The following is a 15,794-nucleotide window of genomic DNA, read 5'->3' on the forward strand; positions in this document are numbered from 1 at the left end:
CAGGACCTTCCAATCTCCTTTTTTATCATCAGTCGTCCGCCGGTTTCCGCTTCGTTATGATTTTCCAATACAGAAAGCCTGCTGATTGAATCAAGAAGGTACAAAGGTAGAAACCAGAGACGCCTGCAGAGGCACAGGGACTCGAAAACAACGCCGAGCTTTAATAGAACTTTAAAAGAGGAATGATCATCTTAATTCCTACATAGAAACTAATCTTTATAACTAATTTCAAACTTTTTGGCTCGTATCGCATCCGACCTTTATTCCTTTTAATTATTCATAATATTTCCACCTTCATCCCCGTATTAAACATCAAGAGGGAATATTAGTTAATTATTCTTATATTAACGCTCAGATAGGATTCAGTAGTTTATGCCTAATAAACGCTTCTCCAGCTTAGCCGTGGTCGGATTTTCTGTTCACAGCATAAAAATGATCTTTTACCGGATAGGTTCCATTGCGGACCGTTCCTTCCCAGAATCAGGTGCCCCGTGAGGATCGTCGTTTCCTTCTGGCTAGACTGCTTCAACAAAAGCGGCATAGACCGGATACAGCACTGTGGCACCGTCCAGTCGAAGCAGTTCTTCTATTTGGAAGGAAGCCTCCCCATCGAGCCGGGCGATTGCTTCCTTATCGTCAAATGGTTCATATGTATACAAGTCGATGCCCCGTCCTTCTGTCATTTCCATATCATCCATGTACCATTCCCAGCCAACTGTTCCTCCTCCGGCCAGCAGTATAAGCAGCAGAGCTGCTCCGTAAAGCCGTTTTCTCCCCACAGCCGAAAGCTGCACAAATAACAGTACACCTGCCACCGCAGTAAACAGCACTGCCGACGTCAGGAGCATCGCCATCCACGCTGGATGCAGCTGAAAAAAAGTCAATAGAAGCGCTCCTACAAACGCAGTGAATAATGCTACACCTGCTGCGAGGATCAACGCAGCGGTCTTTGTTACCATGGTCATACGTACCGCCCCCTCTATCCATCATTGTAAGTGACGTTTTAACTGCCAACAAGATGCATCGGGCAGGATTCCCTTACACCCACTCTCTTCCATGCTTACGAATGAAAGCAATATCGTTTATGTAATGGTCCAGGTGCCCTTCCTTTATCATTTTTTGAAAAGCTTCGTCACCCTCAGCTGCTTTTCGTTTCATGTACGTACAAAGCCCTTCCAGACGCAGCACTACCATTTCCAGATAATTTTCTTCTAATCCTTCTATACCGTAGGATGCAAAAAATAACTGCACTCTTTTTTTAATCCGTTCGGCATCGTATTCCGAATTATAATAAACGGCTTTCCCCGTTTCAGAATAATAAAGTCTGCTTAAAGGCACACACGTATAAAGGGTATAAGCGATATCCCAAAGTCTTGGTCCGGGAGCAGCAACGTCAAAATCGATAATACCAGCAGGCTTTCCTTGATTGAAAATGATATTGTACACCGCAAAATCATTGTGGCATATAACCTCTAAGTTATCCGGGGTTTTGTCCATCGGCTTCCATTCGTTTGGAATCGGAAAATCTTTTACAGCCTCGTGGTAAGAGCGTTGTTTTTCCGCTATTTCTTTTAAAACTTCATTCGACCACATGTATTCTTTTAAAGGGTAATTCCCAGCTTCTCCTTCAATAAATGACAATACCTCTCTATTTTGTTCATCGATACCTAAAAACTTCGGCGTGAAATGGATTCCCCTCGTTTCTAAATGCTTTAATAATTCATGAATAAAGGGACTTTCCGGCTTTAACTCCCGGCGGACCGTATCCCCCGAACGATGAACGTTTGAAACATTCCCTCCCGCAAGCATTTCTTCCTTGTCTCCGTCCCTTTCCATTCAAACCCTCCTCATGATATATCGAATTTCCAATTTTATTTTAACATCATTTACCATTTTATGAACGAAAAAAGAGCTGCAGTTGTACAGCTCTTAATGTAGAGAACTTCTATAACGTTCCAAAGTTTCCTTCTCTCATTCGGAGAAGGCTGCTGGTATTCTTTTCAATCTTTTTCAATTAAGAAATCGCACAAAAAATCAAGCAGGAGGTAGCAATGTTATTACTACGCTTCCACGTTTATGCCCTGTTTCCACGTAGCTGTGAGCCGCAGCTGCTTGATCCAGAGGATACCGTCTATCTATAATTGACCTGATTTTTCCCGTCTCAATTAACTCTTTTAGAAACAGTAAATCTTCTTTGCCCATCGGCGCTAATCCACCTATTAATTTCTTCCCGCCTATTACTGATGTTGCCATCATCAGTGCAAATTGCGGCAGACTGGCTACTGCAGTTAGATAAATCCCATTTTTCTTAAGGGAATTTTTACACTTTGAAAATGAAGTCTTGCCTACAGTATCAAAAATTATATCGTACGTTTCCCAGTTTTCAGTGAAATCTTCTCTGGTATAATCAATAACGTTATCAGCACCTAATGACTTCACAAGCTCTATATTCTTTGTACTGCATAGAGCGGTAACTTCTGTATTAAAGTATTTAGCCAGCTGCACCGCATAAGTGCCCAATGCACCAGAAGCACCGTAAATAAGCACTGTTTGTCCTTTCTGGATCTTTCCCTTATCTCTAAGAAAAAATAAGGAAGTCGCACCCCCGAAAGGAACCGAAGCGGCTTCTTCAAATGTCATATTAGCCGGTTTTATGACAATTGCGCCTCTTTCTTTAAGACATACATATTCGGCATTAGCACCTAAACCTATTCCAGTTCCGCAAAGGACATGATCTCCTTTTTTAAATAATTTGATATCTTTTCCTGTTGCTTCTATCTTACCGGAAAATTCAGAACCCAATATTCCGATTTTAGGTCTTTTCAGCCCAAAGAAAAATCTGACCGCAAACGGCTCAGCCCTTCGAACTTTGCAGTCCCCGGAAGTTGCCGTAGCCGCATACACTTTTACCAGTACTTCGTCTGATTCAGGAATTGGTTTTTCTACCTCTGTAAGCTTCAAAACCTCCGGCGGTCCATATTCTTTATAAACACTGGCTTTCATCGTAATCTCTCCTCTATTGTTTCTTTTTCCAAGACTCACTTCGCTATTTTTTTCGAGGTTGGTAGAGAATGCAGCAGCATCGTCGTGCCAGTGATCCTGCAGGCTGATTTTTAAACCATTCTATAGATTAATAAACCGAAAAAATTTCGTAGTACAAATTGAATCACACAACCTGTCGAGAAGCTTTTTCGTTACAGGCGGAGATTACCCAAGGACCTGCCTTCAGCTGATCATTTTTGAGAATGTTCAGTGAGTACATCTGAAAAATTCAACATAAAGTCCTTTTGAATAAAATGCGCCGTCTTAATATGTTATCGATGAACATTAGGGAAACCTGAACAAAAGGAGTGGAAAGAAGAGAAGAGATCTTTTGATTTTCAGATCTACATTTGGAGTAGAGAGGGAGAGGTGTCCAACCATGAGGTGTTTATCTTATTAATGTAATTATAATCAGAATAAAAAGATCAATCCCAACTTGTTTGAGGATGAAAGTTATACACAAAGGGAGATACTTATTCCATCAATCTTATAATAGCCTGTTTTATCCGGATGATTAAGGTAATTCATTCTTTAAAAACTCAACTCCCCCGTTATAAAGAACAAAACTTTTGCATTAATATCTATATAAAGAATTATAGCACGGATTTACAGTAAGTATACCAATTTTTACCTATGATTTTAATAAACGACTTACATGGAAGATAGATAAAGAATTTTATTGTAATGTTGGTTAAAACTTATAGTTGAAAAATGCAGAAAACTTCGCAATTGCCTGCTGTGGAGAAGATTTCTGAATGACTCAGTTTTTCCGTAATATTCCGATATCAAGCTTGCATGAGTTCGTATATCTTACGGGCGGTGTTGACATTTCTTACTGTAACTTGTTTGTATAACTTCGAACCAACTATTTTTGATATGCCGCTCTTGGTTACATTTTTCTTATCAACGGACCACAGAATGGCTCCCGGAACATATTTCACCGTGTCAATATTTTGCTTGATGACCAGCTTCTCCACAACAGACTCCTCATCAATTTCATCCCATAAAAACATAACATCACTTTTCATGTCTTTATCATTTTTCCATGTAAGCGGGATAGCGTGAATAATCCGCCGTACATCGTCGACACTGCGGACCAGCACTTTAATTTGTAACCCGAAATCATTATATACCGCTTCTTCTAAAATAGATGATAATTTTTCTTTGGAAAGATGTAAGTTTGAAAAAATAATATTACCAGTATTGAGGTAAGTCACTACATCATTCATCTCAGCCTTTTCAAACGTTTGTCTAAGTAATTTCATATCGATTTTATTTTTTCCGCCTACGTTTATCCCTCGAAGAAGAGCTATATAAACCATAATGATCCTCCTTTCGAATTTTTATTTGTGCTACCTTGAAAATAAAGTAGATAAGCGGTGAACTTACGCTACCATTTCCATGGGGACGCTTTCCGGGCTTTTCGGGCTTCTTCGCCACGGAGTCGACCTATGTCCACTAAAGCTAACGGTAAAAATACCGAGCAGAATCTGTCTTTAAATAAAGAAGATCTCTTCTGATTATCTTTCATTCCACTCGTATAGACGGGAAGTGCCATTCCTATAGAAGCCCTTCTTCATCCATTATTGTTCAGCGACCCTGCATGAGTCTCTCTCTTATAGTTAAATGTTGGTTTAAGGGAAGGGCACCTGCCGCGGAGAAAGTATGCGGGCTCCCTTGCGTCCAGGAAGACTTTCCCGCTTTCTTTTTCCGCACGCATCTCTGGCCGGCCGCTGGTTTTACTGAATAAAAACTATTATTTATGAAAAGCATGTGACTAAATAGCAGAACCGCCTCTCTGTAACCTTTAATTTTTGCTGCTCAAAGTAACTATCGTCCCAGCCAGCCGCCGTCTACTGGCAGCAGATGACCATGTACATAGTTGGAAGCTTCCGAAGCGAGGAACATCACTGGTCCTTTAAAGTCATCAGGATCTCCCCATCTTCCTGCAGGAATTCTTTCTAAAATCTGTCGGCTGCGTACCGGATCTTCAATCAAAGCTGTGTTCATGTCTGTAGCAACATAGCCAGGTACGATGGCATTTACATTTACTCCGAGTGAAGACCATTCGTTTGCCAAAGCTTTTGTTAATTGCCCCACAGCCCCTTTTGCTGAAGCATAAGCCGGAACATACAAACCACCTTGAAAAGATAAAAGGGAAGCAATATTGATGATTTTTCCTTTTTTCTTTTCTGTCATCACTTTTCCGGCCCCCTGACAAAGAAGCCAAACTGCTTTCAACTGCACATTTAACACTTCGTCCCAATCTGCTTCTGGGAATTCAACTGCCGGATGACGCTTCTGCAGCCCGGCATTGTTAACTAAAATATCCACAGTCCCCATTTTTTCCACCACTTGTGGGATTACTTTTTTTACTTCTTCTGATTCATTAAGATCGCAAAGAATGATTTCGCACTTTACACCCAGCTTTTCTACTTGTTCCTTTGTTTCCTGATTATCGGAACGCTGCACAAGTGCAAGATCAGCTCCTGCTTCTGCCAATGCTAAGGCAATGGATTTTCCAATACCCCGTGTCGCACCAGTAACTACTGCAATTTGATGGTTTAATACTTTTTCGCTCATGTAATAACCTCCGATTTATAATTGATATAATATTTTCAACGCTTCTGTAGAGTGCTGCATTAATTGAAAGCCTTTGGGGAATTCTTCTATTGGCAAGTTATGTGAAATGAGGCCCGTGAGATCTACTTCTTTTCTTTTCATCAGATCAATCGCTATTTGAAATTCTTCCGTAGTAAAACAACGCGTCGTTTTTAAACTGATCTCTCTAAAATGCATTTTCGCTAGATCAATCGTAGGAGACTTTTTATACACGCTTACTAATAAAATTTCTCCTTGTGGTTTAATAGCATCTATCATTTGATTTGCTGTCATTTGGTTTCCTGCAGCTTCAAAAACAACATCTGCTCCAACCCCATTTGTCACTTGCTTCGTTACATCCGAAATACTTTTTTCATTCGCGTCAATCGCTGCTAAACCGTACGAGGCAGCAACATTTAATCTGTAAGGGTTTACATCAGAAATGATAACTTTTGAAGCTCCAGCCTTTTTCGCGAGAATACCTATCAATATCCCTATAGGCCCGGCTCCCAAAATAGCTGCCGTATCTCCAAATTTCAGCGTTGACTTTCTAATCGTGTGCACAGCTACAGCTAAAGGTTCGGTCAGTGCACCTTCCTGAGTCGTAACATTCTCCGGTAATTTATGGAGGTTTTGATATGGAACTGATACGTATTCCGCAAAACCTCCGTTAATATCAATGCCTAAATACTTAAGATTGGCACATATATGTCGTTGTCCAATTTGACATGCGTAACAATGACCGCAGCTGTTCAATGGATTTATCGCTACCTGATCGCCGGGCTTTAAAGAAAAGGTACCAATTTCTTCAACTATTCCTGAAAATTCATGTCCCATTATCAAGGGAGCAGTGGCTCTCGGGTGAAGGCCGGAATATATCATCATATCCGTTCCACAAATACCGGCAAAAGATACTTTTATCAGTGCCTCATTGTCATTTTTCAAAGGCACCGGACTCTCATCTACTACTACATGTCCTTCACCTTGATACACTCCAGATTTCATATCATCACTCCTCCTTGATTACTTTATTGTTGGTAAATACGCTTCTGTTTACTGAGGCTCTCGTATCAAGGAAGTGTTCCTGCAAATCACTTTCAATTTCATCTGGGATTCCTTTTTTAATCGAATGAATAATATTCAGATGTTTCTGTATAAGAAACTCTTCAAAATTTTCTTCGGTAGCTAACCTTTTCTCTGTTGCAATTAACAAGGCTGTGATAATCACCTTGTCAATACTGTTCCATAAATGCAAAATACGCTTATGTTCACTTGCTTTAATGATAGCTTCATGGAATGCAATATCTTGAAAAGCAAGTTCTACGAAATCTTTTTCTTCTATAGCAATCCTCATTTTTTCAACGATGAAATTTAAAGATGCAACAAGAGAGGCCGTTTGTTTTTTAGCACATTCTTTCATAGCAAAACCTTCGACTAAAAATCGTATATCGTTTAACTCTTCGATATCTTCTAGCGACATCCCCACAATTTCAGCGCCAAGTCTTTTTAATTCTAAAAGTCCTTCACTTTTCAATATCTTTAAAGCTTCTCTTGAAGGAGAACGGCTCGCATTATAAAGGCTGGCTACGGAGTTTTCAGAAATTGTATCACCAGGTTTTATTTGACCTGAAATTATCTCATATCGTAAAAGAGCGGCTATTTCCTCTCCTTTAGAAGATGTATTCATTCTATCTACCGGAAACTTCATTTTAATTTCACCCCCAAGTATGTAGTATACGTTGTATACAATGTATTTTTAGAAGTATACAGCTGAATTTTATAAATGTAAACGCTCTAATTAAATTTTAATTAAATTCCTTCATTAATATATGAAACGCATGAAAGAATTACAAAATTAAACACAGCCGGTCAATGACCGTACGGGGCGTTTGGTTCATTTCAGTAAGGAACGCATCGCCTTATTGTGAGCAAATTTCAATATTACGAGCCATATATTCTTTCTCCAGGAAGGGCCCCTGTTACTCCACAACAATGCGGCCGTTACTCGAAACGAGCTGGATCTGCACGTCACCGTCGCCGAAAATGGTCTCTTCGTTATTACGGCCGTACACATCTATTCTTCCATTATCAACGCGAGCCTCAATGCGTGCGTTGGCGGGCTCACTTTCGGTTTGGATTTCGATTCGTCCGTTATTCGTTTCAAGATCAACAGGAAAATTGAGCGTGCCGACAGTCAAATCAATACGTCCATTATCCGCCCTCACCTGCAATTCACCTGATACATCCGTAAAAATGATGCGGCCGTTTGAAGTGCGGACACTCATGTCAGCTTCTATGTCAGTCAATTCAATTCTTCCGTTGTTTGTTTCGGCATCGACGCTTTCACTTTCGACCGATTCCAATTCGATACGGCCATTATCTGCTTCAAGCGTCAGTTCCTCGGTAAGGATACCTTCCACCTGAATGGCCCCGTTATCGCTTACTGCTGAAAGGGAATCAAGGCCATCTTCTGGAACATAGACTTGCAGCAAGGAAGATCGGTTAAAGTCGAATATGAAAAATTGGGACCGGTCCTCCACTTCAATCTCCAAACGCGTTTCTGAAACTTCTGTTCTCAATGTGAAATCATCGCTGCTGCCAGCCAGTACGATACGGGAAGTGTCATCAGTGCTCGGCAGAAATTCCACTCGGGAATTTTCAACTGTGATTTCCATCTCCCCTATTTCCTCATTCAACGTTCTTTCCTCCAGCACCTCCTGCTGCGCCGGTTCATAATTATCGATGGCATACAAGACACCCGCGGCACCAATGAGGAGGAAGGATATTACGATAAGCAAAATCCTCACAGATATGTTCATAGCTCGATTCTCCTTTCTTCATTGAAACCATCGTATCGTTGGGCGCAGGGAGACAGGGTATTTCCGAAGTTTGTTGAATACATGCAACAAGAGCAATGGAAAACAAATCTTTTTGAAAGAAAGCATGACCATCGAATCTATACAGAACGGGCGGGCAATCACAGGGAGCGGATTGTCCGGCGGGTTGGTAACAAGTCTCTTTGCTGCCAAATATCTATTTTATGTACACCTAAGGCTACGAGACGAAAACGTTTATTGGCTTTCTGATGAAGGGGGCGTAATTGGTATCAAGCTGTTTAAAAACGGTTTTATAATCCGCTGCATTGTTTCTAACGGGCGTCTTCTATACCTTCCATTTTGTCAAAGTAATTATCGGTTCATTCGGGGGTGGGTGCCTCTTAGAGCGTTTCACCGAACAGGCCCGAGAACCTAGACGCTTTGATGTTCGACGTGCTCATGATATAGACCAGCGGCTTGATCTCCGATATGGAGGCGTAAACACAAGAGCGAAGAAGCACATGAAAAGGAATAGAAGGTGATGCACGCTCTCCATAATCTTAACTATACAGCAAACTTTACCATATAAGTTTATAAATTTCAGAAAAGTCTGTCTTTAAAGAGGAATGTATGTTTTATTATCGAGCAATGGCACGTATTTCGTGGAAGGCGCTTTTGCATGCCCCCTATTATCTTGGCGTTGTCTAACCTGGAAATTGGCCTGAACGTCTTTTACGTATTTACTAACCGTTCAAGATCGAATAATTTTAGGTCATACGTTTCTTTTATCGATGTATCTTAAAACTAAGAACGACCAGATATAGAGGCAGGTTTACTAATTCCCAATCCTGCGCGTTTAAAGCGAAAACCACACCTTCAAATAATGCCTCCTTTTCCTAACGGAGGAGGAGATTGTTGATTTCCAGCAGTGTCTTACTCATCGATCGGCCACATCGTTTCGTTGTAGGCCATATCCCAAAACATGTATTCAAACCTTGTCGTATTCAGAAAAATTTCTTCCAGCTTCTGCAGTTCCGCTTCAGACGTATCCGCCGTTAATTCATCCAGCAGATCGATACACCACCGGGCTGTCTGCGCAAATTCCTCCGAGCTGTACATACGGATCCATTCTCCATAGAGCGGATGGTCTGCGGCTCCTGGTATCGCCGCAAGCTCTCGGCCTATTTCCCAGTAACTCCAGGCACACGGAAGGAGAGCGGCGACCAGATCGCTTAAAGAACCGTTCTGCCCGGCATGCAGCATGTAATGAGTATAAGCGAGCGTAACCGGAGAAGGAGAAGCTTCTTCCAGTTCTTTCTCCGTAATATCAAATTTTTTCGCATACTGCCGGTGCAGCTCCATTTCTTCGTTCATGGTCACATCAAGCAGAGCCGCAAACCGGCCCATTGTTCTTACGTCCTGTGCCTTCGTCGCGCCTATTGCAAACAGTTTCGCATATTCAATCAAGTACAAATAATCCTGAACCATAAAAAAGCGGAACTTCTCTTTATCGAGCGTACCCTCTCCCATTTCCACGACGAAAGGATGGCTGTGGTTTTTTCTCCAGACAGGCTGCAATTTCTCATAGAGTCTTTCGCTGAACTTCGTCATAAAACAAGCTCCTCCCAATTATTTTTTATATGGCTCCAGTTATAAATAAAAGAAGCCATCATCTTCAAAAAATCCAGAAGTTCCTGTGCGGGAATGGATTCATTGACAGCACGGGCTTCCGCCAGCTCCCCCGGACCGAATAACGCGTAATGCCTGCTTCGGCCAAGCGCCATCTGGAATCGTCGGCGATACAGCCCCCGGGACAGACCGCCTCCGCCATGAATCATCTGCCGCCAGTTTGTGTTTGCATCATGGTAGGTCTGCGGATCTTTAATCATGACCGAGCCGGTGATGAGGTCCTCTTGTCCCTGAATATGGAGACTGTCTGCTGGAGTTTTTCCTTTGACAACAGCGTATCTTCCTTGGGAATAATTTCTGTCTGCACAAAAAAACTTCTTCCGCAAAAGAAAGAAGTGGTAAAGGCTATGAAAAATTAAGTTTGTAAGAGAAACTTAATCGTTCCAGCCACTTCTTCCCTACGCTAGTATGAACTAGATCAGGTGAATAAGGGTCAAGACAAAAGTCTCTCTCAGCTGTAACACAGCTCCCCCAGAGTGGTAACTCAGTTGTTATATATGTTGAACTTAATAATTAGGTTCTGTTTCTGTAAACAGCCGATTTCGTTTCCATGGGGACGCTTTCCGGGCGGGCCGGCCTCAGCTAATCCCTTCCTTCCTATGGTCGGGCGGGATGGATCTTCGACTCGACCTCATTTCGCCCCGGAGCCGCCCCATGGGCTCTGCATCGGCCTGTCCTTCTTTTCCGTTCTACCGGCAAAAACGTTCTGCCGTTCAAAAAGATAACACCCTTCTTTCGATAGGGAAGACCACTTTCGTCGTCATTCCTTCTATCTATATAAATATTAAGTTCAATTTATATAGTTTAGTTTTATCACAGTGGAGATCGGGTGGCAACCAGGTTAAGGTTTTAATAATTTCAATGTTGGTTCAAAAATTTTTGGATGGAGTAATAAAAATCAGGGTATGGTAAAGTTGCTACTCCTCCCGAATATAGGTATAAAAAAGGGGCCTTCCAAAGCAGAAAGCCCCTTTTTCGTATGTTTCTATTTAACTTCCGTCTCCGTACGTACGATCAACACATCACAGGCAGCGTTCCGGGTAATGTGCTGCGAGACACTGCCAATGAGAAAGCGTTCTACGGCGTTTAAACCGGTAGCTCCGGTTACAATTAAATCCACGTTATGCTTTTGGGCCACATCTCTTGCAATTTTCACTTTTGGAGACCCGTAGTCGAGCACCACCGTGACATCGCTGACCCCTTCCTTTTCAGCAAGCTCTTTATACTCATTCATCATGCCCATCGCATTCTGCTCAGCTTCAGAAAAAATAGTCTGGTTATAGTGACCCACGGCAGCGGCCGAACGGGTATCGACGATGTGAACGAGCAGCAGCTTTGCATCGTGGTCTTTTGATAATAGGACAGCTTTTCTAAACGCACGTTTGGCTTCGTCCGATCCGTCTACCGCAACAAGGATGGTGTTATAACGAACTGTCATACCAATCTCCTCCTCGTAAGTGAGATTAAGTTCCAAATAGCAGCATAAGATACCTTATACTATTGATTATCTCATGTTTTTCATATTGAAACCATATAGATTTTTCCTTGGACTGTAAATTATTAAAGAGCAGGACCGATCCTCTTTATATGGGAAAGAGCCCTGGACTTTAACAGAGCTTTTTTTAATTGCGAGGCAGCATTCCAAATCCAACTGAAGTTGAAATAGAACATCTAAGTGATGAATGATTATTTTCAATCGGTCCCCTTTTATAGTACTCTTTTTCACATTTTAATACATTTTAGATAAAAAGACTTATGAAATAAAATATAATACATTTACACAAAAGGTAAAATATCCCTTCTTGTTCACTTTAGTGAATGGTACAATAGTCTTATAGACCTTTTATAGTGAATGCACACTTATTTAAAAGTAAGGACGCAAAGCTATAGGGACTAAAGATCTTTCGGGATCTATGCCTGTAACTTAGAAGATAGTCAGGCATGACCAGTACATTGTTGTGTTTTTTTGATTTCAAAATCTGTTTAAAGGAGAGTGGAAAGATGGGTAAGGGAAAACTCGCTTTTAGTATGCTGCTTGTATTTTTGCTGGTTACTAGTTTCAGTGTTTCAGTGTTTGCAAATGAGGCTGGCCATGCTGCTGATGACCGAATGGAAATTGAGTTTAATTTTGAGGATGCTGAAGAAGCAAAGTGGGCTCAAGGGTATATAGGAAAAATGCAGTCAAAAGATGTCGTTAAAGGGTACAGGGATGGAACATTCAGACCTAATGCGCCTGTCAAACGCATCGAAGCCATCATTATGGCTGTTCGTTTAATGGACATGGAGGAAGAAGCACTTGAGAAATCTCAGGATACAAAGCTTCATTTCAAAGATGATCAGCAAATTCCTTCCTGGGGAAGAGGCCATGTGATTGTCGCTTTGGAGAATGGTCTATTTGATGCAACAGAAGAGGAAATTCAAGCGCATGAACCCGCTTCAAGAATGTGGATCGTAAATTTACTAATCAAAGCTCTTGATTTAGAGTCAGAAGCTCTAGAACAAATGACTGAAATTCCTGATTTCAAAGATTCTAACTTAATCCCAGCAGGATCAGTCGGATATGTGAATGTTGCGATTGAAAACGACCTCATCACTGGTTATCAAGATAATACATTCCGTGCAAATGATAATGTGACACGAGGTGAAATGACTGCTTTATTAGACCGGACAAATGATGGTTTATTAGAACAAGAAGGTGCTGTAACCGTCCAAGGAGAAATAACAGATGTTTCGTTCTCTGACGATGAGCCTGCAAATGGAACGATATCCATACAAACTTTTAACGGAGAAGTAGTAACGTACTCGATATCGTCTGATACATTGATTCAATACCATTCGAGATTTATCCAGGCAGATCAGCTTCGGACAGGGGATATAGTGACTGCAGTTGTTAACAAGGGTACAATCGTAGAAGCATACCTCGTCGATAAAAACATGGTAAATACAAACACGAACATTGTAGAACTAGAGATAGAATTAGAGCAGGAAGATAAAGAGATGGAGATAGAATATAAGAATAAAAAAGGTAAACTGGAAGCAGAAATTGAAACTGAATCAGATGGTCAGGAAAAAGAAATTAAAGGTGAAGCAGCGATTGAACAAGTAGAGAAGCTGCTGGAACAATTAGCATTAACACCTGGATTATCTGCTGATGTGATTGTTGAAAGACTATTGCAAGCCCTGGAAATAGAAGAAGAAGCACTTGAAGAACTAGAAATTGAAATCAAATTTTCTGATGGAACGAAGATTGAAATAGAGTTGGGAAATGAAGATGAGAGCGATGACGATGATGATGATGATGATGATGATGTCGATGACGATGATGACGACGACGACGACGATGATGACGATGATGACGATGACGACGAATAAGAAAAACTAGCAAAGAAAGGCGAAACGAGTTACATTTATGAACATGTTTTCGCCCCGGACTGTAGACAAGCTCCTTGAATAGGTGCTTGTCTACAGTTTTTTTGATATATAAAGTTTGCGTCGAAGGAATAGAGTCAGGAATATGCGGTTTTATAATACTATACTCTCTTCAAGAAATTCACGGGAGGTTTTCTTAAGCGTTGAAGTGATTCATGCTGGGCTAAAAAAAACTGAAACCATTTTAAACGACTTTTAAAGACCTATTGGAGCTATACGATAGAAATAACAAAGAAGGAAATGAAAATCTTCAAAGTTCTACGACTTCTGTTCCCCATGTAACACGCTCTCACGCGAAAGCTTTTTAAAACGCCAGACAAGAAGCTGCCAACGTTTTACGTTTTCACCCATAAAAAGAAGGCCGGGCCATGCTGATCAAAAAACAATATGAATCCTTAAATATAGAGTTAGAATGGATACGTTCATACCCGACTCTTACAGGACTTCTATCATGCCATCCAAGACATCTTCTCTTGCTGAAAGATGCCCTGCAGTTGAAATATCTAATAACCCAGGATAGTCCTTTATTTCTTTTTTTACGCACTATCTTAATATTTCACTGAATTCATCTATCGTTCGTTCAAAACTGTGAAAACAAATGTCGATTTTCCAAGTTTATATATTAATAAGTTAGGAAGTATAATCCTCCTCCAATAAGCAGTATACAAAGGTAAAATAAAAGAACATGATTTGTATTCTTCCCCTTATTGCTCTCTTCATGAGTGGTATATAAATACCTGGTGATGAAAAACTGCAGGATCGTGAGTCCGACCAAACTTATGAGAGTATAAATAGCTCTGTGACTAAAAGCTTCCCCTTGTTTAAAAGTACCAAGAAGAAACGCTCCCGGTAAAATAAATAAAAAATAGCCGGTCTGTTTATAAATATTGTTCTCAAGAACAGCATCAGTTGTTTTATTATGTTTAAATAGGGAAATCATGACTAATGTGATAAGCACAATGCTGCAGGTGAGCAATAGGAGCGTATATACAATATGGTCTGTGGAGTAAGCCGGTGCGATTAATAGGAGGAAACCTAATCCATAGGCACCTTCTTTTAAATAATAAGAGGTTTTCTCTGACATTTAATCACGATCCCTGCGATCGATTGCAATACGGTATAGGAGGAATAGATATGGTTTTACCCTCTCAGGGAGGCAATAATGAACTTGAAAGTATGATCCGGAAAGTCACGGGCAGAAAGAAATTCAAAGATCGAAAACCAATATTCAATATTCTCGATATTTTGATTTTACTAACCTTCATTGCTATTCCCGTGATTTATAATACAAACCCTGAAATGATCATAGACCCGTTTGCTGCATGGATATTTGTATTAAGCTTTTTTTGTTTTAAGCAGGCTGTAGAAGGTCACGTGGAAGGATTTAAATACCAACGAATTGCTTTTCTCATTATGGGAGGCGCTAATTTACTATTTGCCATAGCATTTTGGATAATCGTTAACCAGTAAACTCTTTCAATTGCATGCTGATAGATTAATGGTTCCCCCCCGCTCCCCTATGGTCAGTAAATGAATCTGCTGAATGTTGACTATGTAGATCATCAGAAGCGCACCAGGTTATTTTGTTGCCATGCCCCTGTTTAAAAGAGCATCCTCTATTTCTTAAGAGCGTTCGAACGCTGCTTCTTTTTTGGAGAATTTCAGTACTGTTTTGCTAACGAGTCGTACTGCAAAATAGAAGACGAAAAAATTAAATAAAAAATCGATCAAATTAAAAGCAGTAAAACCGCTTTGTGGATTATGGACAAGATATTGTGCCGGAAATCCATAATTCAGGCTGTTTCCTTCTATGTAGACGCCTAATACTGGTATAAAAGCCATCCCAATCGTCATTACAAAACTTATAAAACCTCCATTTTTATAAACCCTCATATCTCCCTCGAATAAATAGACACCTGTTAACCCAATAATTAAAGAAACTATAATCACTGGAACAAAAAATTCAGGGCTGGCAATGTTATACATCCTGCCATCAAAAAACATAATGAGAAGAAGCGTACCAATAACATACAAAAATTTAAGATACTCTATCTTCTTATTTCCTTTCTCTGATTTCATTTAAATCCCTCCGAAAATAAACCAATTGTTATTTAATTACCTGTATTACAGGCTGATTTTTCACACTGGATGGTTACTTCTTAATAATAGCCTCAAGTATAATGCCGGGTTAAATATCCCGCTGCTTCATCTGGTAAT

The 15,794-nt window shown here is 40.5% G+C and carries 14 protein-coding genes and 2 riboswitches; of the genes, 2 read left to right on the top strand and 12 right to left on the bottom strand.

Annotated elements, in window-relative coordinates:
- Positions 1 to 515 precede the first annotated feature (515 nt).
- From FTX54_RS11100 to FTX54_RS11150, 11 genes are all read right to left on the bottom strand, one after another.
- Positions 516 to 965: a hypothetical protein gene (locus FTX54_RS11100; protein WP_147804722.1), complete on the bottom strand. Its 450-nt coding sequence runs from the start codon at positions 963 to 965 to the stop codon at positions 516 to 518.
- A 73-nt stretch (positions 966 to 1,038) separates the two neighbouring features.
- On the bottom strand, positions 1,039 to 1,836 hold the full coding sequence (locus FTX54_RS11105) for a phosphotransferase (RefSeq protein WP_147804723.1): 798 nt from the start codon (positions 1,834 to 1,836) through the stop codon (positions 1,039 to 1,041).
- 198 nt (positions 1,837 to 2,034) lie between these two features.
- Positions 2,035 to 3,003, bottom strand: coding sequence for an NAD(P)-dependent alcohol dehydrogenase (locus FTX54_RS11110; RefSeq protein WP_147804724.1), 969 nt, complete (start codon positions 3,001 to 3,003; stop codon positions 2,035 to 2,037).
- A gap of 824 nt (positions 3,004 to 3,827) precedes the next feature.
- Positions 3,828 to 4,364 (bottom strand): DUF1697 domain-containing protein, encoded by a 537-nt coding sequence (locus FTX54_RS11115; protein ID WP_147804725.1) that lies wholly within the window; start codon positions 4,362 to 4,364, stop codon positions 3,828 to 3,830.
- Positions 4,365 to 4,872: 508 nt separating this feature from the next.
- Complete coding sequence (locus FTX54_RS11120) at positions 4,873 to 5,625, bottom strand: SDR family oxidoreductase (RefSeq protein ID WP_147804726.1); 753 nt, start codon at positions 5,623 to 5,625, stop codon at positions 4,873 to 4,875.
- Between the two features lie 15 nt (positions 5,626 to 5,640).
- Positions 5,641 to 6,648, bottom strand: a complete 1,008-nt coding sequence (locus tag FTX54_RS11125; RefSeq protein WP_147804727.1) for a zinc-dependent alcohol dehydrogenase — start codon at positions 6,646 to 6,648, stop codon at positions 5,641 to 5,643.
- 4 nt (positions 6,649 to 6,652) lie between these two features.
- The gene (locus tag FTX54_RS11130) at positions 6,653 to 7,351 is read right to left on the bottom strand and encodes a GntR family transcriptional regulator (protein ID WP_147804728.1); all 699 of its coding nucleotides are present in this window, start codon (positions 7,349 to 7,351) and stop codon (positions 6,653 to 6,655) included.
- 271 nt (positions 7,352 to 7,622) lie between these two features.
- Positions 7,623 to 8,462: a DUF4097 family beta strand repeat-containing protein gene (locus tag FTX54_RS11135; protein WP_147804729.1), complete on the bottom strand. Its 840-nt coding sequence runs from the start codon at positions 8,460 to 8,462 to the stop codon at positions 7,623 to 7,625.
- Between the two features lie 930 nt (positions 8,463 to 9,392).
- The gene (tenA, locus tag FTX54_RS11140) at positions 9,393 to 10,070 is read right to left on the bottom strand and encodes a thiaminase II (protein WP_147804730.1); all 678 of its coding nucleotides are present in this window, start codon (positions 10,068 to 10,070) and stop codon (positions 9,393 to 9,395) included.
- Entirely contained in the window at positions 10,067 to 10,348 is a 282-nt protein-coding gene (locus FTX54_RS11145) for a hypothetical protein (RefSeq protein ID WP_147804731.1), read from the bottom strand. Before FTX54_RS11145 ends, tenA begins: the two co-directional genes overlap by 4 nt.
- A 178-nt stretch (positions 10,349 to 10,526) precedes the next feature.
- Positions 10,527 to 10,631: riboswitch (TPP riboswitch) on the bottom strand.
- A gap of 502 nt (positions 10,632 to 11,133) precedes the next feature.
- Positions 11,134 to 11,586, bottom strand: coding sequence for a universal stress protein (locus tag FTX54_RS11150; RefSeq protein WP_147804732.1), 453 nt, complete (start codon positions 11,584 to 11,586; stop codon positions 11,134 to 11,136).
- A gap of 405 nt (positions 11,587 to 11,991) precedes the next feature.
- Positions 11,992 to 12,080: riboswitch (cyclic di-GMP riboswitch) on the top strand.
- A 69-nt stretch (positions 12,081 to 12,149) separates the two neighbouring features.
- Here FTX54_RS11150 and FTX54_RS11155 point away from each other — a divergent pair.
- Positions 12,150 to 13,520: an S-layer homology domain-containing protein gene (locus FTX54_RS11155; RefSeq protein WP_187254635.1), complete on the top strand. Its 1,371-nt coding sequence runs from the start codon at positions 12,150 to 12,152 to the stop codon at positions 13,518 to 13,520.
- A gap of 1,191 nt (positions 13,521 to 14,711) precedes the next feature.
- Positions 14,712 to 15,047 (top strand): hypothetical protein, encoded by a 336-nt coding sequence (locus FTX54_RS11160; protein WP_147804734.1) that lies wholly within the window; start codon positions 14,712 to 14,714, stop codon positions 15,045 to 15,047.
- A 153-nt stretch (positions 15,048 to 15,200) separates the two neighbouring features.
- Here FTX54_RS11160 and FTX54_RS11165 read toward each other — a convergent pair whose 3' ends face one another.
- Entirely contained in the window at positions 15,201 to 15,656 is a 456-nt protein-coding gene (locus FTX54_RS11165) for a hypothetical protein (RefSeq protein ID WP_147804735.1), read from the bottom strand.
- Positions 15,657 to 15,794 lie beyond the last annotated feature (138 nt).

The organism is Alkalicoccus halolimnae, from assembly GCF_008014775.2.
Taxonomy (GTDB): domain Bacteria; phylum Bacillota; class Bacilli; order Bacillales; family Salisediminibacteriaceae; genus Alkalicoccus; species Alkalicoccus halolimnae.

Coding starts and splice junctions, on each gene's coding strand:
- FTX54_RS11100 (WP_147804722.1), bottom strand. CDS start 965: ATGACCATGGTAACAAAGACCGCTGCGTTGATCCTCGCAGCAGGTGTA.
- FTX54_RS11105 (WP_147804723.1), bottom strand. CDS start 1,836: ATGGAAAGGGACGGAGACAAGGAAGAAATGCTTGCGGGAGGGAATGTT.
- FTX54_RS11110 (WP_147804724.1), bottom strand. CDS start 3,003: ATGAAAGCCAGTGTTTATAAAGAATATGGACCGCCGGAGGTTTTGAAG.
- FTX54_RS11115 (WP_147804725.1), bottom strand. CDS start 4,364: ATGGTTTATATAGCTCTTCTTCGAGGGATAAACGTAGGCGGAAAAAAT.
- FTX54_RS11120 (WP_147804726.1), bottom strand. CDS start 5,625: ATGAGCGAAAAAGTATTAAACCATCAAATTGCAGTAGTTACTGGTGCG.
- FTX54_RS11125 (WP_147804727.1), bottom strand. CDS start 6,648: ATGAAATCTGGAGTGTATCAAGGTGAAGGACATGTAGTAGTAGATGAG.
- FTX54_RS11130 (WP_147804728.1), bottom strand. CDS start 7,351: ATGAAGTTTCCGGTAGATAGAATGAATACATCTTCTAAAGGAGAGGAA.
- FTX54_RS11135 (WP_147804729.1), bottom strand. CDS start 8,462: ATGAACATATCTGTGAGGATTTTGCTTATCGTAATATCCTTCCTCCTC.
- tenA (WP_147804730.1), bottom strand. CDS start 10,070: ATGACGAAGTTCAGCGAAAGACTCTATGAGAAATTGCAGCCTGTCTGG.
- FTX54_RS11145 (WP_147804731.1), bottom strand. CDS start 10,348: ATGATTAAAGATCCGCAGACCTACCATGATGCAAACACAAACTGGCGG.
- FTX54_RS11150 (WP_147804732.1), bottom strand. CDS start 11,586: ATGACAGTTCGTTATAACACCATCCTTGTTGCGGTAGACGGATCGGAC.
- FTX54_RS11155 (WP_187254635.1), top strand. CDS start 12,150: ATGGGTAAGGGAAAACTCGCTTTTAGTATGCTGCTTGTATTTTTGCTG.
- FTX54_RS11160 (WP_147804734.1), top strand. CDS start 14,712: ATGGTTTTACCCTCTCAGGGAGGCAATAATGAACTTGAAAGTATGATC.
- FTX54_RS11165 (WP_147804735.1), bottom strand. CDS start 15,656: ATGAAATCAGAGAAAGGAAATAAGAAGATAGAGTATCTTAAATTTTTG.